Consider the following 20,544-nt stretch of genomic DNA (forward strand, 5'->3'; position numbering starts at 1 on the left):
GGTCGACGGCGGGTCGCCGGCGCCGCGCGCCGGGCCCCGGCCTCAGCCCTTGAGCAGGATCTTGCGCATGCCCCAGGAGATCGGGGCCTTCGCCAGCCGGGTCGGGTCGAAGCCGGGCAGCTTGCGCAGCACCCCGCGCTCGTGGCTGAAGGTCGCCACGCTGTACTCCCCGTGGTAGCGGCCCATGCCGCTGGCGCCGACTCCACCGAAGGGCAGGGTGGACACCGCAAGCTGCGTCATCACGGTGTTGAAGGTGATGCCACCGGATGAGGTCTGCGCGAGAAAGTCCTCGCGCACCTCGTCCCGCTCGGTGAAGACGTAGAGTGCCAGCGGCTTCGGTCGTGCATTGATGAACTCGATGGCGCTCTGGTGATCGGCCACCGTGAGGATCGGCAGGATCGGACCGAAGATCTCCTCCTGCATCACCGCGGAGTCGGGTTCGACGTCGAGCAGCACCGTGGGTGCGACGTAGCGGTCTGAGGCCTCCGCGGTGCCGCCGATGATCGCCCGTCCGGAGTCCAGCAGCCCGGCGAGGCGCTGGGCATGACGCTCATTGATGATCCGGCCGTAGTTCTCGGCGCTGGCCGGTTCCTTGCCGAAGGCGCGGCGGGTGACCCGGGCGATCTCCTGAGCCAGCGGCTCGGCGAGCTCCGGGGTGGTCAGCAGGTAGTCCGGGGCGACGCAGGTCTGGCCGCAGTTGCTGAACTTGCCCCACACCAGCGCCTCGGCAGCGGCGGTGAGATCGGCCGAAGAGTCGATCCACACCGGGGACTTGCCGCCGAGCTCCAGCGTCACCGGGGTCAGGTGCTTGGCCGCGGCGGCCATCACGATCGCGGCCACCGTGCCGTTGCCGGTGTAGAAGATGTGGTCGAAGGGGTGCTCCAGCAATCGGGTGGTCTCCTCGACTCCGCCCTCGATGACCTGCACCGCCTCGGCGTCGAGGTACTGCGGAATCAGCTCCGCCACGGTCGCCGAGACTGTCGGTGCCAGCTCGCTGGGCTTGAGCACCACGGAGTTCCCTGCCGCCAGTGCGCCGATCAGCGGCATCAGGAGCAGGTGGAACGGGTAGTTCCAGGGCCCGATGATCAGCACGGTGCCCAGCGGCTGGCGCTGCACATGCGCCCGAGCGCTGCCCACGATGAACGGGACCGAGGTGCTGCGATCCCGTGTCCACCGTTCAAGGTGCTTCAACGCCTGCTTGACCTCGGACTTCACCGAAAGGACCTCGGTGAGGTGAGCGTCGACGTCGTTCTTCCCCAGGTCCGCCGCCATGGCCGCATGGATCACCGGTGCCTGCTCTTCCAGCAGCCGCAGGATGCCCTGCAGCTGAGCGCGGCGCCAGTCCAGTGACCGGGTGCGGCCGGTGGTGAAGGCCGCCTTCGCCTCGGTGACGCAGGCGTCCACGGCGGCCGTCGGGGTGGAGATCTGCTGGGCGGGAGTGCTGCGCACCTCGGCTGGGATGTATGGCGTCATGGAGCGAACCTCTCGGGGCTGGGGTGCTCTCCACCCTACAGATCCCGAGCACGCGCGTATCCGGATTTCGACAGGAGCTAACACCCTGGTGACTCACATTGCGTTAGGCGCACTAATAGTTGTATTTTCTAACAGTAAGGTCGATGAAGACGGACGTGCGTGACTGCAACATGGGGCAGGCGCCACAGGGTATGGAGAGATCAGATGAGTGCACAACGAGTCCCCAGCAGCATGATGACGCCGACACACGCGGCTCCGCAGCCCCTCGAAGATCGGACACGTGGCACCGCGGCCCCCGAGGCGGCCCGCCGACTGCGCTGCACGCGCTATGACCAGATGGCCAAGGCGGCCTCCGCCGGGCTGATGGCGCACCCGCACGTGGAATCCGCGATCGTCGAGATCTCCGGCGACGACGCCGACCTGGTCTTCCACCTGAACTGCACGATCAAGGCCGATTCCGATCCCTCCGATCTGATGGAGACGGTCTCGAATGGTGTGATCTCGAACATCGAGCGCATGCTCGGCACCGAGTTCGCCTCCCGACGCCTCCAATTCAACCGCAGCCTCTACAGCGCCGCCTGAGCCGGATCCCAGGGCAGCGATGCCCCGCCACACCACTTCGAGGAGCCTGCCATGGAGACCATGCTGATCCAGACGTTCAACGCCTTCTTTCTGGCCGCCGTGGTGCTCTCCGTGCCCGTGCTGATCATCGCCGGGATCTGGGTGGCAGCCGTGGAGCTCCGCCGCCCGGACCGCGCTGCGGCAGAGCTTCGGCCCGGGACTCGGACGGCCAGCCAGTCCTGAGCTCAGTGCAGGAACTCGGTCTGCGCCACGCTTGGAGTGGCTGGGCCAAGGACATCGATCAGCATGTCGCGATCCTCATAGCTGCCATGCAGGATCCACTCGGGCACGGCCCGCAGGTCTGCCCGGATCTGCTGCGCTGAACGGAACGCCTGCGCATCGGGGTGTCGCCAGTGCACCGACACCAGATGCCCGCCGGACTCCAGGCTCTTCGCCGCGCGCCCCCGGACGGCCGCCCATTGGGCGTCGTTGAGGTAGTAGGCCAGCTCGCTGATCAGGATCAGGTCGATCGCCCCGGAGGGCCAATCCTCGATGCTGGACTGCTGGAATGTCACATTCTCGGCCCCGACCCGCTGCGCCGCCGTGTGCAGCGCTGCGCCCGAGATGTCGGTGGCCAGGACCTCGTCGCAGCGCTGCGCGAGCAGCTCGGTGATCCCACCGATGGAGCACCCCGGTTCGAAGGCGCGGCGGTAGCGAGCTCGGGGGAGCACTGCCATGGTCAGCGCGTATTTGCGCTGTTCGTACCAGCGGCTGGTCACTCCCCAGGGGTCCCGATCCTGAGCGTGCAGACCTTCGAAGTCCAGCGGCGTTCCCGGAAACACGATCTGGCGGTCCCGCAGCACGGTCTCGAGCATGCTTGCGGTGAGCACCGGCTCTCCGGGGCTCCGGTCTGCCGGGGTGCCGTGCTCGGTCCCCAGCTGGGACACGAAGGCGGCCACGGCGCGGTCCCGGGCCTGGGCCAGCTCGGCGTCGATCGGGATGGAGCGCGCCGCGGACCAGGAGATCTTCGACTCCGCCGGGCTCGATGGGGTCATCGGCTCCGACTCCTCCGAGGGGTGCGACCCTGGCGGCGTGCTGTGCAGCCAGAGCCACACCGGATACTGCACCAGAGGCGCGTTGTGCTGCGAGGCCGCGGCCACGGCGGCCTCGCCACAGGCGTCGTGATCGGGATGTCCGTCATGAGAGAGCGGAGCCGCCAGGACGGTGCCGTGGGGCATCTGTTTCAGCGCCGCACCGATCGCCGCGGTGAGCGGTGCCCGGTGGTCGGTGAGCGCGCCGTCGGGCAGGCGCAGCCGTTGGCGCTGCAGGCTTCCCGAGCCGCCCGGGCCCGGCGTGAGGCAGCGCAGCTCCTCCAAGGCCGCCTCGGACTCGGCGGTGCGGATCTCGGCGAGCCGTTCTGGAGATATGGCCTGAGGTGGATGCGAACCGGTGCCGTCGCTGGCGGCCAGGATCTGCACCGGGGAGCCGCTGCGCAGAGCGGCCGCGATCAGCGCCGCGGCGCCGAGGATCTCATCATCCGGGTGTGGGGCCAGCACCAGCAGTCCGGGCAGGTCGTGCGGGATCCAGCGCCCCTCAGGGTCGACCTCGCCGATGCCCCATTCTGAGATTCCGGCATCGTAGCGATCCAGAGCGGCACGGGTGTTGCGGGGGGTCTGGGCGCCGTGAAAGGTCGCCGCGGTCTCACCAGGTGTCATGGCCGTCCCCGATCAGTTGCTCCCAGCCGAGTTCGTGCTCGGCCATGACCGCCGGCAGCGCCGCCTCGTCGGTCTCGGCATGGCACTGACGGATGTAGACGCTGAGGTCGGCGACCCGCTGGGCATGGATCGCATCCGAGGCGAGCGGGCCCGGTCCGAGGGCGCGCCCGGTGCGGTCGATGATCTCTGCGGCCAACCGATCGATGTAGGTGCGCACCGCGAAAGCCTGTGCCTTGGCCAGCGGCAGGTTGCGCGGATCGGCGTCCACGGCGCGGGCGACGCTGCTCAGCAGCGACCAGCCCGCGGTGAGCCCGGCGGCCGCGGCCCCGGCATGGGCCCGCAGCAGCGGGGAGGCCTTTGGTGTGGCGGCACGACTGAGCAGAGGTGCGGCGACGGCGCGGGCGGCGCCGAACCAGCAGGCCGCCACTCCGATGCCGCCGTGCCAGAAGCCGGCACGTTCCAGGTAGTCCGCGTGGGTGCCCAGCGCGGTCGCGGGCACCTGTTCGAAGGACACCCAGCCCGAGTCGCTGGCCGCCATCCCGACCGCATGCCAGGTCTCGGGAACCGGGGCGACACCGGGGGAGGAGAGGTTCACCGCGAAGAGCAGCTTCTGCGCCGCTGCGCCCGGCGGACGCTCGGCCGGCCCGGCAGACGCCGGGCCCGCGGAGCCCGGCACTGCAGACGCTGGGTCCGCGGAGACCGGCCCTGCGGAGTCCGGCGACACGGTCGCGGTGACCAGCGCGTGGCTGCACATCGAGGCCCCGGAGCACCAGGCTTTGGTGCCGCTCAGGATCCAGCCCGCGCTGCTGCGCGTCGCGGTGAGCACCGGCGTCGGCGGCTCTGCGGCCCAGACGCCCCAGAGCTCACCGGTGGAGACCAGCTCGGGGCGGCCCAGGTCGGTGCTGATCGCGACCGCGTCGGCGTGGGCCTCATAGAGCCGACCCACCACGGTGTTCTGCGCGGTGATTCCGGCCAGCCGGCGCCAGCGCGCCTCCGTGTCACCACGCCCGGGCAGTCCGGGAAGGGGCTCACGGAGCTGCTCGTGCACTGCGTGCAGAAGATCGGTCATGCGTGCAGGGCTCCCAGGGTCTGAGCGAATCCGCGCGGAGCGCGGCCGGTGGTGCGCCGGGAGGTCATCACCGGCATATCGGTGGCCGTGACGAGCACGGCGTCGCTGCGGCGCAGCCTGGTCACCAGATCGACGTCCTCATCATCGGCCAGGCTGCGGAACCCGTTCACCGCTCGGTAGGCCCGGGCGGTGAACGCCAGATTCGCGCCGTGGATGTGGCTGTGTCGGCTGCCGGTGATGTGCTGTGCATAGTCAGCCGCCCAGGCGTGACCCACCGGGTCTGCCCCGAGGACCGGAGCCAGGATCACCGTGCCGAGCACGACGTCGGCGCCTCGGTCCCGATGCTCGGCCTGCCGGGAGAACCAGTCCAGTGGGACCTGGCTGTCGGCGTCCGTGGTGGCGAGCCACGGCTCGCCTGCGGGTGTCGAGGCGTCGGTGGCCGTCGGTGAGGCACTGGGGTCTGCCGGTCGGTCCAGCGCGTGAGCGAATCCGGCGGCGCGTGCCGCACCGACGTTGTTGGCGTCGATCGTGAGCACCTCGGCCCCTGCTGAGCGTGCGAGCCTCGCGGTTCCGTCGGTGCACGCGTCAGCCACGACGATCAATCGAAGCCATATGCCGGCATGGCGTGCGGATGCTCGCACCGCACTCAGTGCGGCCTCGATGGTTTCGGCCTCATCATGGGCAGGCATCACCACGATCACGGACGGGCTCTGCGCGGAAGGGTCGGTCACAGATTGATTCTAGGCTCATGAGAGACGTCGGAGTCACCGCTGTTTGGAGCTTAGGTCCTGGCTTTGGATCGGATCGCCCGGGGTGCCGAAGACCGGTTCACTCCGGTGCAGGCGCAGCAGCTCGGCCTCTTCGTCGAGGCTGAGCCCGGATCGACGTGGCCGCAGGAGCCCGCGCAGCCGCTCATCTTCAAGTACCCGGACAGTGGTGTGGCTCCAAGGTCTGAGCGTGCCGCCGGCCCGCAGAAATGCTGCGTTGCTGCGCCGGGCGAAAGCGACATCGGCCCGCGGCAGCCACAGCGGCAGAGACCGTGGCCCGGCCCAATGCCGCACATCGTTCTCGCGCAGCCACTCGTCCGTCGCGCTCACCAGTGTGGTGCCCGCCGGGGCGGCGGACCCCAGTTCGGTGAAGAACTCTTCGAGGCTGATGCTGTGCCCGACGGCGTTGAGCTCTCCGCCGGTCCTGGTGGAGCTCGCAAGCAGGATAAAGCCGGCGAGGTCGGACACGTCGATCGTCTGCACCCAGCGCCCCGCAGCCTCGGGGACCAGGATCGGCCCACCGCGCTGAAAGCGTGCGGGCCAATACCCGAACCGGTCGCTCGGATCGCGAGGTCCGCTGATCAACCCGGGCCGGATGATCAGCAGCCGTTCCCCCAGCCGGGCACGAGAGATGCGCTCGGCGTGCACCTTCGCATCGGCGTAGTCCTGAAGGTCCCGAGGCTCCACGAGCTGGGCCGTCTCATCGGCGTCGGGCTGATCGTTGCGCGCGTAGACCGACACGCTGGAGATCAGCGTCCAGTGCCGGGCGTGCCCGGCGAGAACCTCTAGTGCTGACTCCACCAACGGCGGCGCGCAGGAGAGTTCGATGACCTCATCCCACGCGTGCTGCACCTGGTCATACGCCCCAGGCTCGGTGCGGTCAGCCCGGATCAGCCGCACACCTTCAGGCGTGACCCCGGAGGACCCACGAGCCAAGGCCGTCACCTCATGGCCCTCCTCGAGGGCGGCAGTCGCGATCTCGCGGCCGAGCCACCCGGTGCCGCCGAGGATCAAGATCTGTCCCATGGGCCGATCCAACGCGAAGACCCGTGGAGGGACAACAGTGTTTCGCTCTCAGCGGCAGCTCAGCATCGAATGAAGCCGATGCCGGGTCCTTCAGCCCTGGTCTTCCAGGAGCGCCTTGAGTGCCTCCTTGTGCGCGAGATACGCCTCACGTCCGGCAGGGGTCAGGGCGAGCATCAACCGGGATCGGCCCTGGAAGACGAAGGGCTCTTCGCTGAGGTATCCGGCGTCGGTGAGCTGAGTCAGATGTTTGCTCAGCGCCGACTTGGAGAGCCCGGTGCGCTCTTGGATCTCGCCGAACTCGATGCTCGAGGCTTGGGAGAGCATCGCGCAGATCCGTAACCGATGCGGGGCGTGGATCAGCGCGTCGAAGGCCGGCTCAGGCGCCACGATGCCGCCGCTGATAGGGGATGCCGACGGCGAGGATCCCCGCAGCGAGGATGGCGCCGGCCACCAGCCAGACCCAGGAGCCCAGGGCGTCATCCAGGAGGATCGCGGCGATCGGCACTGCTCCTGCCGCCAGGCCTCCCGCGCAGACCTTGCCCCAGGGCACGCGGACCCCCTGGTAAGCAGGTTCACGGACACTCACCACACCTGCAATCGCGCCCATCCCTGCGGCGAGCAGCACGATGAGGGCGACCTGGAGAATGCGCATCGGCACACCGAGGCCTTCGATCGCGTTGGAGCCGGCGATCGTGAACGCCGTAAGGGCGAGGCTCGGGAAGTACCAGGCGGGAACCGGCCGGTTGATGGTGGCCTGCTCCTCCTGCTCGGCCGCGTCCAGGGCGCGACGGGCCTCCTCCGGGGTCGGGCCTGACCGTTGTGTTTCCATATGGGAAACACTAACGAGTTTCCTGCATGGAAACAAGAGGTGGGCCGATGTGTCTCGGCTCTCCCTCCCAGGTCCAGGGGAATTTCTTCGGTCCTGGCCGGCTTCCACCGGGCATGACTTCCACTGCAGAATCCACCGCTGCCACCGCCCGGACAGCACTGATCGTCGGGGCCTCCGGGATCACCGGTTCGGCGATCGCCCGCCAGCTCATCGAGGAAGACTGGGAGGTCATCGCGCTCTCACGCAGCGCCTCCTCCGCCCCGGGCATCCGCGGGGTCGCCGCAGACCTGCGCGACCCGCAGAGCCTGCGCGCCGCGCTGGCCGACGAGCGCCCCACACATGTCTTCTTCACCGCCTGGCAGAAGCAGGACTCCGAGGCCGAGAACATCGCGGTCAACGGCGGCATGCTGCGCGACCTGCTGGCCGCCCTGGCGCATGCGCCGCTGCAGCACGTGGCGCTGGTGACCGGGCTCAAGCACTACCTCGGACCCTTCGAGGCCTACGCCGCCGGAGAGACTCCCGATACGCCCTTCCACGAGGAGGAGCCGCGCCTGGAGACCCCCAACTTCTATTACGCGCAGGAGGACGAGCTCTTCGCCGCTGCGTCCACGCAGGGCTTCCACTTCTCGGTGCACCGTGCACACACGATCATCGGCCACGCCGTGGGCAATGCCATGAACATGGGACTGACCATCGCCGTGCAGGCCACGCTGGCCAAGGAGCTCGACCTCGACTTCGTCTTCCCGGGCAGTGAGCAGCAGTGGAACGGTCTCACCGACATGACCGACGCCGGACTGCTCGCCGAACAGATGATCTGGGCCTCCACTGATCCGGCCGGGTCCGACGAGGCGTTCAACATCGTCAACGGCGACGTGTTCCGCTGGCGCTGGATGTGGCCCCGGCTCGCCGCAGATCTCGGCGTGCCAGCCGAGCGCGTCGTCGGCTACGCCGAGGCGCCGCGACCGCTGGAGCAGCAGATGGCCCCGCATGAGGCGGCCTGGCCGGGCATCGCGGAGAAGCACGGACTCGTGGAATCCGACATCGGCCGGCTCGCCTCCTGGTGGCATACCGACGCCGATCTGGGCCGGGACATGGAGGTCGTCACCGATATGGGCAAGAGCCGAAACGCCGGATTCCTCTCCCACCGCCGCACCGAGCAGGCGTTCAAGGATCTCTTCGCCCGGTACCGCGCGGATCGCGTCATCCCCTGATCTGATGCGCCCGCTGAGCTGGGTGATCGGTTGAGCCGAGCATCCAGCAGCGCGGTCAGTCCCGCACCGCGGCCACGGCCTCGATCTCCACGAGCTGCGCATCGTAGCCGAGCACCGTCACACCGAGGAGCGTGCTGGGTGGATCGTGGTCACCGAAGGTCTCGCGCACCACGCGCCAGGCGGTGACCAGGTCCGCCTGGCGGGTGGAGGCGACCAGCACCCGGGTGCTCACCACGTCGTGGAGCCCAGCCCCGGCCTCACCCAATGCGGTGCGCAGGTTCGCCACGCACTGCTCCGCCTGGGCCGCGTAGTCGCCGACGCCCACGGTGACGCCCTCCCGGTCCAGCGGGCACGCCCCGGCCAGGAAGATCAGCCGTGCATCGGCGGGGGCTGTGGCCGCATAGGCGTACTCCACGGACTCCGCGAGCGAGGGCGACCTGATGAGTGTGACGGCGGTCGGCAAGGGGTGGCTCCTTCGGTGAGGCTGCATGGGCCGTGTCGGCGTCATGCCGAGCTGTGTGGCGAGCTGCGAGGGTCCGAGGCGCGGCCCGCGTAGAGCGCGAGCTTCAGCAACTCGGTGAGCACCAGGACCAGCACCCCTGAACTGAGCGTGATCAGCAGGTAGAACGGGTCCAGCACCGCGGTGTCGAAGATCGTGTGCAGCCAGGGCAGGTAGATGAACCCGACCTGCAACAGGGTCAGCGCCGCGACCATCAGCCAGGCGAGCCTGTTCTTGAACAAGACCGCGGGCCTCAGGCTGAACTTCTCCAGGGACTTCACGCTGAAGAGGTAGAAGACCTGACAGACCACCAGCACCGTGGTGGCCAGGGTGCGGGCCACCTCGAGATCGTCGCCGGCGTCGATGCGCCAGCGGAACACGATGATCGTCACCGCGGCGATCAGCAGCGAGACCACCGCGATCTGCACCACGTGCCGGGTATCCACGATTCCGGCGTCGGGGTCACGGGGCCTGCGTCGCATGATGCCGTCCTCGGCGGGCTCGAAGGCGAACGCGAAGGCCAGCGTGACACCGGTGACCATATTGACCCAGAGCACCTGCAGCGGGGTCAGCGGCAGGGTCCAGCCGAAGGCCACCGCAAGGAGCACCACCGTGGCCTGGGCGCCGTTGGTGGGCAGCAGGAAGACCAGCGCCTTGCGCAGATTGTCATAGATCCGGCGGCCCTCCTCCACCGCTGCCTCGATGGTGGTGAAGTTGTCGTCGGCGAGGACCACCTCGGCGGCGTCCTTGGTGACTTCGGTGCCCTTGAGGCCCATGGCGATGCCGACGTCGGCCCGGCGCAGCGCGGGGGCGTCGTTGACGCCGTCGCCGGTCATCGCGACCACTTCACCCTCGGCCTGCAGGGCGCGGACCAGTCGCAGCTTGTGCTCAGGGGAGGTGCGGGCGAACACGTGGTGGCGCTGGGCCAGCGTCCGCAGCCCCTCGTCGTCGGTGGCCTCGAGCTCGGCGCCGGAGATGGCGCCCTGACCGTTGTCGATGCCCATCTGCAGCGCGATCGCGGTGGCGGTGCCGGCATGGTCGCCGGTGATCATCTTCACCTGGATTCCGGCGTCGTGGCAGACCTTGATCGCGTCGATGGCCTCCTGCCGGGGAGGATCCACGATCCCGACCACGCCGACGAAGATCAGCTCCTCACCGAGGGATTCCATGGTCAGCGACTCGCGGTCCTGGGTGTGGGCGGGGCGGCAGGCGGCGGCCAGGACGCGCAGACCATCCGCAGAGAGGGCGTCGATGTGTGCGTTCCATGCCTCGGCGTCGAGCGCAGCGGTCTGGCCCTGCGCGGTGAGCTGGCTGGTGGAGCGGGCCAGCAGCCGGTCCGGAGCGCCCTTGATCAGCACGAAGGTCTCGCCCTCAGGCAGCGCCGCCGTGGTGGCCATGAGCTTGTTCTCGGAGCTGAACGGCAGAGTGGCCAGTCGTGAGGCCGAGTCGTCGTCGAAGGAGAGCTTGCCCGCCAGGGATTTCAGCGCGCCCTCGGTGGGCTCCCCGGCGATGGTCCAGCTGCCGGCCTCGTTGCGAATCAGCTCGGTGTCATTGGTCAGGCTCATGATCTCCACGAAGCGACGCAGCCCGGAATGCTCCAGGGTGACCTGCTGACCCTGCAGGGTGACCTCGCCCTCCGGGATGTAGCCGGTCCCGGAGATCTCGAAGGTCTCATCGGCGAGGACGAGGCGCTCGGCAGTCATCTCGTTCTTGGTCAGCGTGCCGGTCTTGTCCGAACAGATGGTGGTCACGCTGCCCAGGGTCTGCACGGCGGAGAGCTTGCGGGTGATCGCGTGGCGCCTGGCCATGGTCTGCACGCCGAGCGCCAGGGTGATGGTGATCAGCGCCGGCAGGCCCTCCGGGATCGCGGCCACGGCGAACCCGGCGGCGGCCTGGAGCAGCTCGGCGATCGGGGTGCCGTGCAGGCCCCAGCCCAGACCCACCAGCAGCAGCGTCAGCACAAGCACGCCCAGGGAGAGCACCTTGCCGAATCGAGCGATCTGCCGGGTCAGCGGAGTCTCCAGGGTCTCAACCTCGGACATCATCGTGTTGATGCGCCCGATCTCGGTGTTCTCGCCGGTGCCGACGACGACGCCGGTCGCGGTCCCCGAGGTCAGCATGGTGCCGGAGAACGCCATGGAGGTGCGGTCCCCCAGAGGGGCGCCCTGTTCGCTGGCCTCGGTGGTCTTCTCGGAGGGGACGGATTCACCGGTGAGCGCCGATTCCTCGATGGCGAGGTCGGCGGTGTGGATGAGGCGGACATCGGCGGGGACCTTGTCCCCGGTCCGCAGCCGGACGATGTCTCCGGGAACGACCAGCTCGGCGTCCACCGTGGCCCAGGAGCCCTCGCGGCGGACATCTGCCCTGGGAGAGAGCATGTCCCGGATGCCCTCCAGGGCGCGCTCGGCGCGGCCCTCCTGCAGGAAGCCCACGACTGCGTTGATCACGACCACCAGCAGGATCACGATGGTGTCGGCCCAGTGCTGCAGCAGCGCGGTGAGTCCGGCGGCGCCGATGAGCACGTAGATCAACACGTCGTTGAAGTGCTTGATGAACCGGATGAAGGGGTGGTCCTGCACCGGGTCCGGCAGCCGGTTCGGGCCGTGCTGTTCCAGGCTCGCCGCGACCGCCTCCGAGCTGAGTCCCCGTTCGGGGTCGACCTTCAGGCGGCGCAGGACTTTCTGGTGTTCCACCGCGTAGGCCGAGGCGACGTCTTCGATGGAGGCGGCTGCGACGTCGGCTCCCGTGGTCTCGTGCGTGGACGGTGTCTGGGCGGGTGATCTCACAACGATTCCTTCGTCCCGGGGTCAACGAGTGCTCTCCAGCCTACGGGTGCTTCATGGACAGCGTGCTCGGGGGCCGCTCGGCCCAAGAGAGTCCTCCCTACGACAAACGCCCCGCCACGCGGAGCTTGAGAGCTCCTGGCGGGGCGGGGCGTTCATCGTCGCGGGCGCTGCGGGGTTCCCCGAAGCGTCCAGCGCGATCAGGCGGCGGCGTCGGCCTTGTCCAGGGACGCGATGTCGATGACGGCGCGGTAGCGCACGTCACCGGAGACGACCTTCTCGTAGTACTCGTCCACCTGGTCGGCGTTGATCAGCTCGATCGTGGAGGTGATGCCGTGCTCGGCGCAGAAGTCCAGCATCTCTTGGGTCTCGGGCAGCCCGCCGACCATGGAGCCGGCGTAGTTGCGGCGCATGGCGAGCAGCGAGAACATCTGGAAGGACTGCTCCTCGCTCGGGGCGCCGAGGTTGACCATGGTGCCGCCGCGGCCCAACAGGCCGAGGAAGGAGTCCAGGCTGACCGAGGCACCGACGGTGTTGATGATCAGGTCGAAGCTGCCGGCGAGGTCCTTGAACGCCGAGCCGTCTTCGGTGGCGCGGTAGGCGGTGGCGCCGAAGGCCAGGCCGTCTTCCTTCTTGCTGTCGGTGCGGCTGAGCACGGTGACCTCGGCGCCCATGGCGGCGGCGATCTTCACGGCCACGTGGCCGAGTCCGCCCATGCCGATGACGCCGACCTTGACGCCGGGGCCGGCGCCGTAGCGCTTGAGCGGCGCGTAGGTGGTGATCCCGGCGCAGAGCAGCGGGGTGGCCGCGGCGGGGTCGAGGCTCTCGGGAACGCTGAGCACGAAGTGATCGCGCACCACGATCTGCTGGCTGTAGCCGCCGTGGGTGGTCTCGCCGTCCTTGTTCTGACCGTTATAGGTCGCGACGACGCCCTGGCTGCAGAACTGTTCCTCACCGTCCTTGCAGGCCTCGCACTCCATGCAGGAGTCCACGAAGCAGCCGACGCCGACGGTGTCGCCGACCTTGAACTTCGAGACATCGGCACCGACCTCGACGACGTCGCCGACGATCTCGTGACCCGGGGTGATCGGGAAGGAGGTGCCGCCCCACTCGTCGCGGACCTGGTGGATGTCGGAGTGGCAGATGCCGGCGTAGCGGATGGCGATCCGGACATCATCGGTGGCCAGGCTGCGGCGCTCGAGCGTGCGGGTGGTGAAGCTGGACTCCGCGCTGTCGGCCTGGAGCGCTGTGATCGTTGTGGTCATGAAACGTGTTTCCTTAGGGGAAGTAGAAAGAGGGGGACACGGCGCAGGGCCGCAGCGAGCATGAGATGCGCGCCGCGACCCTGCAGAAGTGTGGTGGGCCCGGGTGGGCCCGCGAGGATCAGCTCTCGAGGGTGGCGTCCAGGGTGATCTCGACCCCGGTGAGCGCCTTGCTGACCGGGCAGCCGGTCTTGGCGGCCTCGGCGGACTTCACGAAGGTGTCCTCGTCGATGCCGCTGACCTTGCCGTTGACCGTGACCTTGATCCCGGTCAGCTTGAAGCCGCCCGACTGGTCTGGGCCCATGGAGACATCAGCGCGGACGTCGAGGGTCTCGACGGTGCCACCGGCGTTGGTGAGCTCGGCGGAGAGCTGCATGGCGAAGCAGGAGGAGTGCGCTGCCGCGATGAGCTCCTCCGGGCTGGTGCTGCCGTCGGCGTCGTCGGCCGCGCGCTTCGGGAAGGACACCCCGTAGGTGCCGATCTTGGAGCTGCTGAGCTCGACCTCGCCGGAGCCCTCTTCGAGTGATCCGTTCCAGGCGGTGCGTGCTGTGCGTGTAGGCATATCTGTTCTCCTTGAATGGGTGGGTTCAGCGTCAGTCTTGCGGCTGTGTCCGGATGCTTCCTGGACGTGATCAGGAGCGCAGGAAGGTCAGCAGGTGTTCGTTGACCTCCTGGGCGTGGGTCCAGAGCATGGCATGCGGGGCGTCGTCGATCTCGTGATACTCCGCGGAGGGCAGCGCCTTGTGGAAGACCCGGCCGGTGGAATCGATCGGCAGGATGTTGTCTGCGGTCCCATGGACGATCAGCGCTGGGACGCCGGAGCGGCCGACGGCGGCGACGTCCTCGCGGAAGTCGGTGAGCCAGGTCGGCTGGGCCCAGACCGAGGCATGCGGGGAGGCGGCGTAGGCAAGGTTCTTGTGCGCCGCCAGGGCCTCCTCGCTGAGTCGGCTGCCCAGGTTGTCCTTGGTGTTGAAGAAGTCGTCGAAGAACGCGGTGAAGAAGGCGTAGCGATCGCTGGTGGCGGCCTCGAAGAGCCCGTCGAACACCTCCTGCGGCACGCCGGTGGGGTTATCCTCGGTCTTCAGCAGGAAGGGCTGGAGCGAGCCGAGGAAGACGGCCTTGCTCACCCGGTCTGAGCCGTGGTCGGCCAGGTAGCGGGCGACCTCGCCGGTGCCCATGGAGAACCCGACCAGCACGGCATCGCGCAGGTCCAGGGATTCCATGAGGGCGTTGAGGTCGGCGGCATAGGTGGTGTAGTCGTGTCCAGTGGTGGGGCGGGAGGACTTCCCGAACCCGCGACGGTCATAGGTGACGACGCGGTAGCCGGCGTCGAGCAGCGCGGAGGTCTGCTTCTCCCATGATGAGCCGTCCAAGGGGTAGCCGTGGATGAGCACGACGGGCTGACCCGCGCCGTGGTCCTCGTAGTAGAGCGAGACGTCTGTGCTGTTCTCGGTTCCGACGGTGACGTGAGACATGTCAGTTCCTCCTTGAGGGTCGGAGAACGTTCGTTCTCCGTGGTCCTCAGCCTAAGAGAACCGTCGTTCTCTTGCAAGTACACTGGGATGACGGCACCATGAAAAGCGCGGAAACGCGAGGGTGCGCAAGGCTTTGGGTCACCGAGGCACCGTGATCCTGAAACACCGCGATATTCAAACTCAAGGAAAGGGCCGTGATGGCGCGTCAGGGGGACGCACAGCTGCAACAGTCTGCCGATCCGCTGCGCCAGCGCATCATCGAGGCGGCAGATGAGCTCTACTACGCCCACGGCTTCCGCGCCGTGGGCATGGACGCGCTGCGGCAGCACGCCGGAGTCTCGCTGAAGCGGCTCTACACGGTGTTCCCATCCAAAGAGTCCATCGTGCTGGCCGTGCTGGACTACCGCCACACGATGTGGGCCGATGAGATCGCCGCCGCCGTGGCCCAGGAGGGCACCCCCCGCGCCCGGCTCCTGGCGATCTATGACTATCTCGCCGGGTGGTTCCGCTCGGACTCCTTCCGTGGCTGCGTCTTCATCAACGCCTTCGGAGAGCTCGCCACCGAATCTCCCGCCGTGGCCACCAAGGCCGCGGACCACAAGCGCGAGTTCCGGCGCTTCATGGAGCAGCTTGCGACCGAGGCAGGGTTCTCCGAGGAGCTCGGAGATCAGCTGATGCTGCTCGCCGAGGGAGCCCAGACCACGGCGGCGATCACCGGAGACTCCGCGATGGCGCTCAAGGCGCGCCGCGCCGCCGAAGCGCTGCTCAGCGTCGCAGAGTCGACCCGGACCCACTCGGTCCGATGAAGCACCCCACGGCGCTGATCTGGTGCGCAGGCCTGCTCGGCCTGCTCAACGCGGCGCCGAGCTACTACTGGGCCGCGGGCGGGGACGCGCTGCTGGGCAGCATCGGGCAGTGGCTGATCGACCTGCGCGCCGACATGCCGGGGCTGACCGGCCTCGCCCTGCTGGGCATCGCGCTGGGCAAGACCGGCGCAGCGGTGGTTCCGCTGGTGGCGGCCCGACAGCTGACCTCCCGCCGGCTGATCCCGCGCCAGCTGAGCTCCCGCCGGTCGACTTCCCACGAGCCGACTTCCCGCCAGGCGCGCTGGTGGAACCTTTCCCGGCTGGTCGCCGCCGGGCTGATCGTCTACGGCGCGGCGGGTCTGCTCATCAACGCCGGGCTGCTGCTGTGGCCCGGGCTGGACCTGCAGGATCCGACGGCGCGGCTCGGTCAGGCGCTGCTCTGGTACCCGATGCTGCTGCTCTGGGGGCTGGTGCTCGCAGCCGGTCTGCGGCGGCTCAGAGCCAGTGTCGCCGCTTGAACACCGTCCACAGCGTCAGGCTGAGCCCGACCATCAGCGCCACCGCCAACGGGTAGCCCCAGAACCAGGTCAGCTCCGGCATATGCCGGAAGTTCATCCCATAGATCGAGGCGATCAGCGTCGGAGCGAACAGGATGGCCGCCCAGCCCGAGATCTTCTTGCTCTGCTCCCCCTGGGCGTAGGAGGCGTCGGCGAGCCGGCGCGTGGCCTCGTTCTGCTCGATGGTCAACAGCGTCGAATGCAGCCCGACGGCGTTCTCCAGGTGCGACCGCTGCAGCTCCACTCGGTCGCGCATCCTTCGGGTCCGCATGATCAGATCGGCCCAGCTGGATGAGGCCTCTCCGGCCGCGTCGGACTCGGCGGCGGCTGCGGCGCGGTCGGTGGCCACCGACTCCAGGGGGCGCAGCGCCCAGTCGAAGCGGTGCACCTTCTGCAGCAGCTGGTAGATCCGATGGGAGAGCGCCGCATCGAGCCGGGCCTCTTGGAACAGAATGCCCTCCATCGTCTCGATCGCGTTCTCGAGTTCATCCAGCGCTGCCGGATACTCGCGCAACACCGCGCCGACCAGACTCGCCACGGCCTCCGAGGAGCTCACCGCGCTCCTCGAGTGCGAGGATCGAGCAGACTCCAGCAGCGCCTGCAGGTCCAGAGCGTCCTGCCCCGCCTCCACGGCCTGGACGGTCACCACCAGCTCGTCTGCGGCGAGGAGACGCAGCTCCGAGAAGCGGAACCTGGTGTCCGCAGCCGCCTCAGAGGCGGTGGTGGAGACCCGGTGCAGCACGGCGGCCATCGATTCCCCCGAGGCGGCGGGAATGGGAAGCCGACTGCGGTCCCCGCGGAGGAACTCGAGCTGGGAGGGCCGCAGCCCCAATGCGGCGGCGGTTCCTCCAAGAGCTGGCAGGTCTTCCCCGGTGAGGTCCACCCAGAGCAGCACCGATGCGGGGTCCGCCCTCGGGGTGGCGTCCAAGGAGGTCACCTCGGAGCTTGCCGCGTCAGCGGTGAACCGCCGCATGGTGATGGCCATTGCGCTCCCTGGGATCGCGTCGAGATCAGCACCTGCCCCGATGCCCGATCGGATCTCAGCGTAGCCCAGCGACTCGGCTGCGACTCGGTGGCGGCACGGTGCGGACTCGGTAGAGGCTCAGTGCAGGCTCAGGCCGCGATACCGGTTGATCGCGGCGTGGATCTCCTGGGTCCGCGGACGGGCCAGGTGGCCGGGGTGTCCGCGGTGCGGGGAGAGGCCGTCCAGACCCTCGACGTCGAGGCGTTCCACGAGTTCGGCGACCAGGGCGGCGATGTCCCGGGCGTCGTCGGCCTGCTCCGCGAGCCGGTCCAGCGCCTTGGCCAGCGCCTCGGTCTGTGCCGGGTCCACCAGCTGCGCCACTGCGGTGAGGTCGATGTCCTCGCGGCCATATTGGATCATCCGGTGCCCGCGGCTGCGCGCGGGCTTGGTCTTCTTCCCCGGGTCCAGCGAGGCGCGGCGCGGCACCCGCGCCGGGTCCGTGGTGAAGACTCCCGAGTCCGGGCTCGCGGGGCGCGTCGTCGTCGCCTGGTGGTCTGCGGCGATCCGGTGCGCCTCCGCGGTGACCTCGCGCAGCCGGTAGTCCTGCAGCGCGATGACCTGGTCGGCGACCTCGAAGAAGGCTCCGGATCCACCGGCCACCAGCACCGTGGAGACCCCGCGCTCGGTGAACAGCGGGCGGACCCGGTCCACGAACGGGGTGATCGGCTCACGCTCGGCCGGGACCAGTCGGCGCATCCGGTCATCGCGGATCATGAAGTTCGTCGCCGAGGTGTCCTCGTCGATGAGCAGGGCGCAGGCGCCGGCTTCCACGGCCTCGACCAGGTTGGTGGCCTGAGAAGTGGAGCCGGAGGCGTTGGTGCTGGAGAAGCTGCGCGTGTCCGCACCGGAGGGCAGCCCGGAGATGAAGGGGGAGATGTCGACGCCGGCGGCGCTGCGGCCGTCCTCGGCCCGGATTGAGGCTGCGGAGTCCCGAGTGATCACCCATTCCCGGCCGTCCCCGGCGATATGCGGGTAGACCCCGCGTTCGATGGCGCGCAGCAGCGTGGACTTGCCGTGATAGCCGCCGCCCACGATGACGGTGACGCCTTCGGGCACGCCCATCCCGGTGACCTGACGGCCGCTGGGCAGGGTGAAGCTGCGACGCAGCGAGTCGGGGCTGTGAAACTCCACCGCGTCCACGCCGAGCGGCAGATCGGAGTCCCCGGCCTGGCGGGGCAGCACGGACCCGTCGGCGGCGAAGCAGACCAGCTTCGCCGCGGTGAGCTGGGCGCGCAGATCCTCCTGGTCCCGCAGCAGGGTGACGTGGGAGCGCAGCGCGTCCTGGTCCAGGCTGGTGTGCAGCAGCGAGGCTTCGGCCACCCGGGGCAGGGTCTCGGTGAGCAGCCGGGCGGCCTTGACTCCCAGGGCTCGGCGTCCGGCCGCGGGCAGCGCCACGGAGAGCCGGGCGGTGATCAGGTCCTCGGTGATGACCACGCTGGTGCGCTCGAGCACCTGCTGTCCGGGGCGCCCGATGCTGATGCTCGCCGCGGAGCCAGAACCCTCAGCGGCATCCGCGTCCACGGCCGCGGCGACGGCGCGGGTCAGGAAGTCGCTGGCGGCGATCCGGCCGAGTCGATCATCGAGCAGGTCCGCCGGCAGTCCGGCGTCCTCGCGGGACAGGCTGATCCGCATGAGTGAGGGCGGAGCGAACGGGTCGACCTGCACCTTGTCCACGTTCAGGGTGAACCGACCCAGGCGGTGGCGCCCGCTGAGCTGCTTATAGGACGCGTACCCCCGGCCGTCGATCGAGGTCAGGATCTGCTGCAGGGTCTGCTGATGGCTCATGCACTCTCCGTGTATTCGCGCTGACGTTCGCGCTGTCCGTGGGTCAGTCGGCGCAGGTCCGCCCCGGAGTCGAAGCTGGATCCGATGGCGCCGGCGAAGACGCCCATGACCGCGCTGAACCAGGCGATGTTCAAGTAGTTGAGCAGGCTGACCTCGCCGCCGATCACGGTCGCGAGGTACTCGGCGTCGATGATCACCAGCCCGGCCAGGAAGATCACGCCCACCAGCAACACGTAGAGCAGCAGGATGCAGACCAACAGGGTGATCGCGGTGGAGCCGTTGTAGAGCGTGACCACGGTGGCGAGGCTGCGGTGCTTCGGCCGATCCCAGAGCCCCTCGCGGACGACCAGCCAGAAGATCATAGTGACCACTGCGGCGAGGCCGACCAGGACCAGCCGCGTGGTGCTCAACGCGTCGGCCATCTGCCAGATCGAGCTGTAGAAGATGCCGAAGGCTCCGGTGGCCGCACCTGCACCCAAGGCGCTGGTGAGCTTCGGGACGGTGCGCAGCGGATCGTTGCCCAGCACCATGCCGGCCACCGTGCGGGGACCACCGGTGAGGGTGTGGGCGAAGAGACCGAGGCCATCCTCGCGCTCGGTGGACCTCCACTGGCTCCAGCGCTGGTCGAAGGCCTGCGGATCCGGACTCGCTCCGGGGGGGAAGCAGGCGCAGCAAGGAGCCGATGAAGACCTTTTGGATGCGGCTCTTGGTGGCCCAGGCGCCCAGCGTGGGGCAGGACACGATCGCGACGTTGTTCTTCGGGAAGATCTCCGAGATCAGCGGATGCCCGCTGGTGTGGCGCGGGATCTCGGTGAGCATGATGACGGCATCGGCCTCAGCATGGTCCTCTTCCATCTCGCGCACCGCGTCGATGTCCAAGGTCGCGTCGGGGCGGATGCGCAGTATCTTGGTCGCCGAGGACACCGTGACCTCACCGTGGAGCAGCCTGCGCGCCTCCTCGGTGAAGGACTGCTGGATCGAGTTCACGCGCCGCGTAGGCAGTCCCGGATCGGCGAGCAGCCTGATATGGAAGGGTTTCGCGGATTCAGGCACAGCCTCAGGTGCTCCTTAGCTGGTGGCGACGAGGACCTCGTCATGAGGTCACCCACCCGCTGGGCCGGTGGCCCAGCGGGAGATGCCCGTGCACCGGGCGGGTGAGCACACTCTAGGCGAAGAGCGGCGCGAAGCCTGTGGGCAGCTGCGAGCGCAGGTCCTTGATCTCGCCTTCGGAGACCGAGTCCGCGAGGGTGGAGAACACGGCCTTGACCTGGTCAAGCGCCTCCTCGGTGCCGACACCCTGCTCGAGCTTGCCGGCGACTCGACGCAGGAACTCATCCACGTCGTCGAGCGTATCGGTTCCGGCGTTCTCGGTCAGCGGTGCCTTGAGCTCCTCGGGCAGCTGCGCGGCGAGGTCGCTCGCTTCGCCACCCTTGAGCCGCTTGCCGAGATCCTCCAGCACCACGTTGACCAGCTGGCTGGCCTGCTCGCGATCCGAGGGACCGCCCTTCTCGGTGACGGTCTTGAGAAATTCGTCGTGGCGCATCTGTTGCTCCTTCACTTGCGATGGCCAGCGGGCCTTGCGCGGAGGCGAGAACGTCCGCTCTCGCGTGCCGGCAGGATACATTCGCTGCCGGCGGGCCCGACCGGCCGGTTCCTCCACGGTAAACATGGGACCCCGGGCCCTGTCGAACCAGAGGCGGGT

Annotated in this window: 22 protein-coding genes; 6 read left to right on the forward strand and 16 right to left on the reverse strand. The window is 68.7% G+C overall.

The genetic code is table 11. The annotated features are described in order from the left end of the window. Positions 1-42: 42 nt before the first annotated feature. The gene (locus I2487_RS13720) at positions 43-1,473 is read right to left on the reverse strand and encodes an aldehyde dehydrogenase family protein (RefSeq protein ID WP_207170132.1); all 1,431 of its coding nucleotides are present in this window, start codon (positions 1,471-1,473) and stop codon (positions 43-45) included. Positions 1,474-1,677: 204 nt separating this feature from the next. Between I2487_RS13720 and I2487_RS13725 the strand changes: the two genes are divergently transcribed. Both I2487_RS13725 and I2487_RS13730 read left to right on the forward strand, forming a co-directional pair. Next, positions 1,678-2,055 carry a hypothetical protein gene (locus tag I2487_RS13725; RefSeq protein WP_207170131.1) on the forward strand — a complete coding sequence of 126 codons (378 nt, stop codon included), beginning with the start codon at positions 1,678-1,680 and terminating at the stop codon, positions 2,053-2,055. Positions 2,056-2,106: 51 nt separating this feature from the next. After that, positions 2,107-2,277, forward strand: coding sequence for a hypothetical protein (locus I2487_RS13730; RefSeq protein WP_207170130.1), 171 nt, complete (start codon positions 2,107-2,109; stop codon positions 2,275-2,277). 2 nt (positions 2,278-2,279) lie between these two features. On the opposite strand, the gene I2487_RS13735 is transcribed toward I2487_RS13730, so the two are convergent. From I2487_RS13735 to I2487_RS13760, 6 genes are all read right to left on the reverse strand, one after another. After that, positions 2,280-3,749 (reverse strand): bifunctional PIG-L family deacetylase/class I SAM-dependent methyltransferase, encoded by a 1,470-nt coding sequence (locus tag I2487_RS13735; RefSeq protein ID WP_207170129.1) that lies wholly within the window; start codon positions 3,747-3,749, stop codon positions 2,280-2,282. Further along, positions 3,736-4,818, reverse strand: a complete 1,083-nt coding sequence (locus I2487_RS13740) for an acyl-CoA dehydrogenase family protein (protein WP_207170128.1) — start codon at positions 4,816-4,818, stop codon at positions 3,736-3,738. The genes I2487_RS13735 and I2487_RS13740 overlap by 14 nt, the downstream gene beginning before the upstream one ends. Further along, positions 4,815-5,549, reverse strand: coding sequence for a glycosyltransferase (locus I2487_RS13745; RefSeq protein ID WP_207170127.1), 735 nt, complete (start codon positions 5,547-5,549; stop codon positions 4,815-4,817). Before I2487_RS13745 ends, I2487_RS13740 begins: the two co-directional genes overlap by 4 nt. Positions 5,550-5,582: 33 nt before the next feature. Beyond that, a complete protein-coding gene (locus tag I2487_RS13750) occupies positions 5,583-6,611 on the reverse strand; it encodes an NAD-dependent epimerase/dehydratase family protein (protein ID WP_207170126.1) in 1,029 nt (342 codons plus the stop codon). Between the two features lie 90 nt (positions 6,612-6,701). Then, positions 6,702-6,998 (reverse strand): transcriptional regulator, encoded by a 297-nt coding sequence (locus tag I2487_RS13755; protein ID WP_218624158.1) that lies wholly within the window; start codon positions 6,996-6,998, stop codon positions 6,702-6,704. Next, the gene (locus I2487_RS13760; protein ID WP_207170125.1) at positions 6,988-7,440 is read right to left on the reverse strand and encodes a hypothetical protein; all 453 of its coding nucleotides are present in this window, start codon (positions 7,438-7,440) and stop codon (positions 6,988-6,990) included. The genes I2487_RS13755 and I2487_RS13760 overlap by 11 nt, the downstream gene beginning before the upstream one ends. 113 nt (positions 7,441-7,553) lie before the next feature. On the opposite strand from I2487_RS13760, the gene I2487_RS13765 reads away from it, so the two are divergent. Beyond that, positions 7,554-8,651 (forward strand): SDR family oxidoreductase, encoded by a 1,098-nt coding sequence (locus tag I2487_RS13765; protein ID WP_207170124.1) that lies wholly within the window; start codon positions 7,554-7,556, stop codon positions 8,649-8,651. Positions 8,652-8,706: 55 nt separating this feature from the next. Here the strand turns inward: I2487_RS13765 and I2487_RS13770 are convergent, their stop codons facing one another. The 5 genes from I2487_RS13770 to I2487_RS13790 all read right to left on the reverse strand — a co-directional run bounded on the left by I2487_RS13770 (position 8,707) and on the right by I2487_RS13790 (position 14,670). Then, positions 8,707-9,114, reverse strand: a complete 408-nt coding sequence (locus tag I2487_RS13770; RefSeq protein WP_207170123.1) for a RidA family protein — start codon at positions 9,112-9,114, stop codon at positions 8,707-8,709. Positions 9,115-9,155: 41 nt separating this feature from the next. Then, a complete protein-coding gene (locus tag I2487_RS13775) occupies positions 9,156-11,936 on the reverse strand; it encodes an HAD-IC family P-type ATPase (protein ID WP_207170122.1) in 2,781 nt (926 codons plus the stop codon). Between the two features lie 197 nt (positions 11,937-12,133). Beyond that, positions 12,134-13,198: an NAD(P)-dependent alcohol dehydrogenase gene (locus I2487_RS13780; RefSeq protein ID WP_207170121.1), complete on the reverse strand. Its 1,065-nt coding sequence runs from the start codon at positions 13,196-13,198 to the stop codon at positions 12,134-12,136. Between the two features lie 118 nt (positions 13,199-13,316). Beyond that, positions 13,317-13,757 (reverse strand): OsmC family peroxiredoxin, encoded by a 441-nt coding sequence (locus tag I2487_RS13785; RefSeq protein WP_207170120.1) that lies wholly within the window; start codon positions 13,755-13,757, stop codon positions 13,317-13,319. 70 nt (positions 13,758-13,827) lie between these two features. After that, positions 13,828-14,670: an alpha/beta fold hydrolase gene (locus tag I2487_RS13790; protein WP_207170119.1), complete on the reverse strand. Its 843-nt coding sequence runs from the start codon at positions 14,668-14,670 to the stop codon at positions 13,828-13,830. A 197-nt stretch (positions 14,671-14,867) separates the two neighbouring features. On the opposite strand from I2487_RS13790, the gene I2487_RS13795 reads away from it, so the two are divergent. Together I2487_RS13795 and I2487_RS13800 are read left to right on the forward strand one after the other, a co-directional pair. Beyond that, positions 14,868-15,476, forward strand: coding sequence for a TetR/AcrR family transcriptional regulator (locus tag I2487_RS13795; protein ID WP_207170189.1), 609 nt, complete (start codon positions 14,868-14,870; stop codon positions 15,474-15,476). Continuing rightward, positions 15,473-15,994, forward strand: a complete 522-nt coding sequence (locus I2487_RS13800) for a DUF3995 domain-containing protein (RefSeq protein ID WP_207170118.1) — start codon at positions 15,473-15,475, stop codon at positions 15,992-15,994. Before I2487_RS13795 ends, I2487_RS13800 begins: the two co-directional genes overlap by 4 nt. Here the strand turns inward: I2487_RS13800 and I2487_RS13805 are convergent. The 3 genes from I2487_RS13805 to I2487_RS15600 form a co-directional block, all read right to left on the reverse strand. After that, complete coding sequence (locus tag I2487_RS13805; protein WP_207170117.1) at positions 15,972-17,018, reverse strand: CorA family divalent cation transporter; 1,047 nt, start codon at positions 17,016-17,018, stop codon at positions 15,972-15,974. The two genes, I2487_RS13800 and I2487_RS13805, sit on opposite strands and share 23 nt — an antisense overlap. 117 nt (positions 17,019-17,135) lie before the next feature. Further along, complete coding sequence (locus tag I2487_RS13810; protein ID WP_207170116.1) at positions 17,136-18,842, reverse strand: ABC-ATPase domain-containing protein; 1,707 nt, start codon at positions 18,840-18,842, stop codon at positions 17,136-17,138. Then, positions 18,839-19,372 carry a hypothetical protein gene (locus I2487_RS15600; protein WP_255546418.1) on the reverse strand — a complete coding sequence of 178 codons (534 nt, stop codon included), beginning with the start codon at positions 19,370-19,372 and terminating at the stop codon, positions 18,839-18,841. The genes I2487_RS13810 and I2487_RS15600 overlap by 4 nt, the downstream gene beginning before the upstream one ends. A gap of 152 nt (positions 19,373-19,524) precedes the next feature. On the opposite strand from I2487_RS15600, the gene I2487_RS15605 reads away from it, so the two are divergent. Further along, the gene (locus I2487_RS15605; RefSeq protein WP_255546419.1) at positions 19,525-19,914 is read left to right on the forward strand and encodes a hypothetical protein; all 390 of its coding nucleotides are present in this window, start codon (positions 19,525-19,527) and stop codon (positions 19,912-19,914) included. Between the two features lie 93 nt (positions 19,915-20,007). On the opposite strand, the gene I2487_RS13820 is transcribed toward I2487_RS15605, so the two are convergent. After that, entirely contained in the window at positions 20,008-20,385 is a 378-nt protein-coding gene (locus I2487_RS13820) for a DUF2267 domain-containing protein (protein WP_207170115.1), read from the reverse strand. Between the last annotated feature and the right edge of the window lie 159 nt (positions 20,386-20,544).

The sequence above is a fragment of the Nesterenkonia sp. E16_10 genome (genome assembly GCF_017347085.1).
Classification (GTDB): Bacteria; Actinomycetota; Actinomycetes; order Actinomycetales; family Micrococcaceae; genus Nesterenkonia.

What these genes read in the sequence shown, in the direction of transcription:
- I2487_RS13720 (WP_207170132.1), bottom strand. Translation starts at nt 1,473, where the DNA reads ATGACGCCATACATCCCAGCCGAGGTGCGCAGCACTCCCGCCCAGCAG.
- I2487_RS13725 (WP_207170131.1), top strand. Translation starts at nt 1,678, where the DNA reads ATGAGTGCACAACGAGTCCCCAGCAGCATGATGACGCCGACACACGCG.
- I2487_RS13730 (WP_207170130.1), top strand. Translation starts at nt 2,107, where the DNA reads ATGGAGACCATGCTGATCCAGACGTTCAACGCCTTCTTTCTGGCCGCC.
- I2487_RS13735 (WP_207170129.1), bottom strand. Translation starts at nt 3,749, where the DNA reads ATGACACCTGGTGAGACCGCGGCGACCTTTCACGGCGCCCAGACCCCC.
- I2487_RS13740 (WP_207170128.1), bottom strand. Translation starts at nt 4,818, where the DNA reads ATGACCGATCTTCTGCACGCAGTGCACGAGCAGCTCCGTGAGCCCCTT.
- I2487_RS13750 (WP_207170126.1), bottom strand. Translation starts at nt 6,611, where the DNA reads ATGGGACAGATCTTGATCCTCGGCGGCACCGGGTGGCTCGGCCGCGAG.
- I2487_RS13760 (WP_207170125.1), bottom strand. Translation starts at nt 7,440, where the DNA reads ATGGAAACACAACGGTCAGGCCCGACCCCGGAGGAGGCCCGTCGCGCC.
- I2487_RS13765 (WP_207170124.1), top strand. Translation starts at nt 7,554, where the DNA reads ATGACTTCCACTGCAGAATCCACCGCTGCCACCGCCCGGACAGCACTG.
- I2487_RS13780 (WP_207170121.1), bottom strand. Translation starts at nt 13,198, where the DNA reads ATGACCACAACGATCACAGCGCTCCAGGCCGACAGCGCGGAGTCCAGC.
- I2487_RS13785 (WP_207170120.1), bottom strand. Translation starts at nt 13,757, where the DNA reads ATGCCTACACGCACAGCACGCACCGCCTGGAACGGATCACTCGAAGAG.
- I2487_RS13790 (WP_207170119.1), bottom strand. Translation starts at nt 14,670, where the DNA reads ATGTCTCACGTCACCGTCGGAACCGAGAACAGCACAGACGTCTCGCTC.
- I2487_RS13795 (WP_207170189.1), top strand. Translation starts at nt 14,868, where the DNA reads ATGGCGCGTCAGGGGGACGCACAGCTGCAACAGTCTGCCGATCCGCTG.
- I2487_RS13800 (WP_207170118.1), top strand. Translation starts at nt 15,473, where the DNA reads ATGAAGCACCCCACGGCGCTGATCTGGTGCGCAGGCCTGCTCGGCCTG.
- I2487_RS13805 (WP_207170117.1), bottom strand. Translation starts at nt 17,018, where the DNA reads ATGGCCATCACCATGCGGCGGTTCACCGCTGACGCGGCAAGCTCCGAG.
- I2487_RS13810 (WP_207170116.1), bottom strand. Translation starts at nt 18,842, where the DNA reads ATGAGCCATCAGCAGACCCTGCAGCAGATCCTGACCTCGATCGACGGC.
- I2487_RS15600 (WP_255546418.1), bottom strand. Translation starts at nt 19,372, where the DNA reads ATGGTGCTGGGCAACGATCCGCTGCGCACCGTCCCGAAGCTCACCAGC.
- I2487_RS15605 (WP_255546419.1), top strand. Translation starts at nt 19,525, where the DNA reads ATGAAGACCTTTTGGATGCGGCTCTTGGTGGCCCAGGCGCCCAGCGTG.
- I2487_RS13820 (WP_207170115.1), bottom strand. Translation starts at nt 20,385, where the DNA reads ATGCGCCACGACGAATTTCTCAAGACCGTCACCGAGAAGGGCGGTCCC.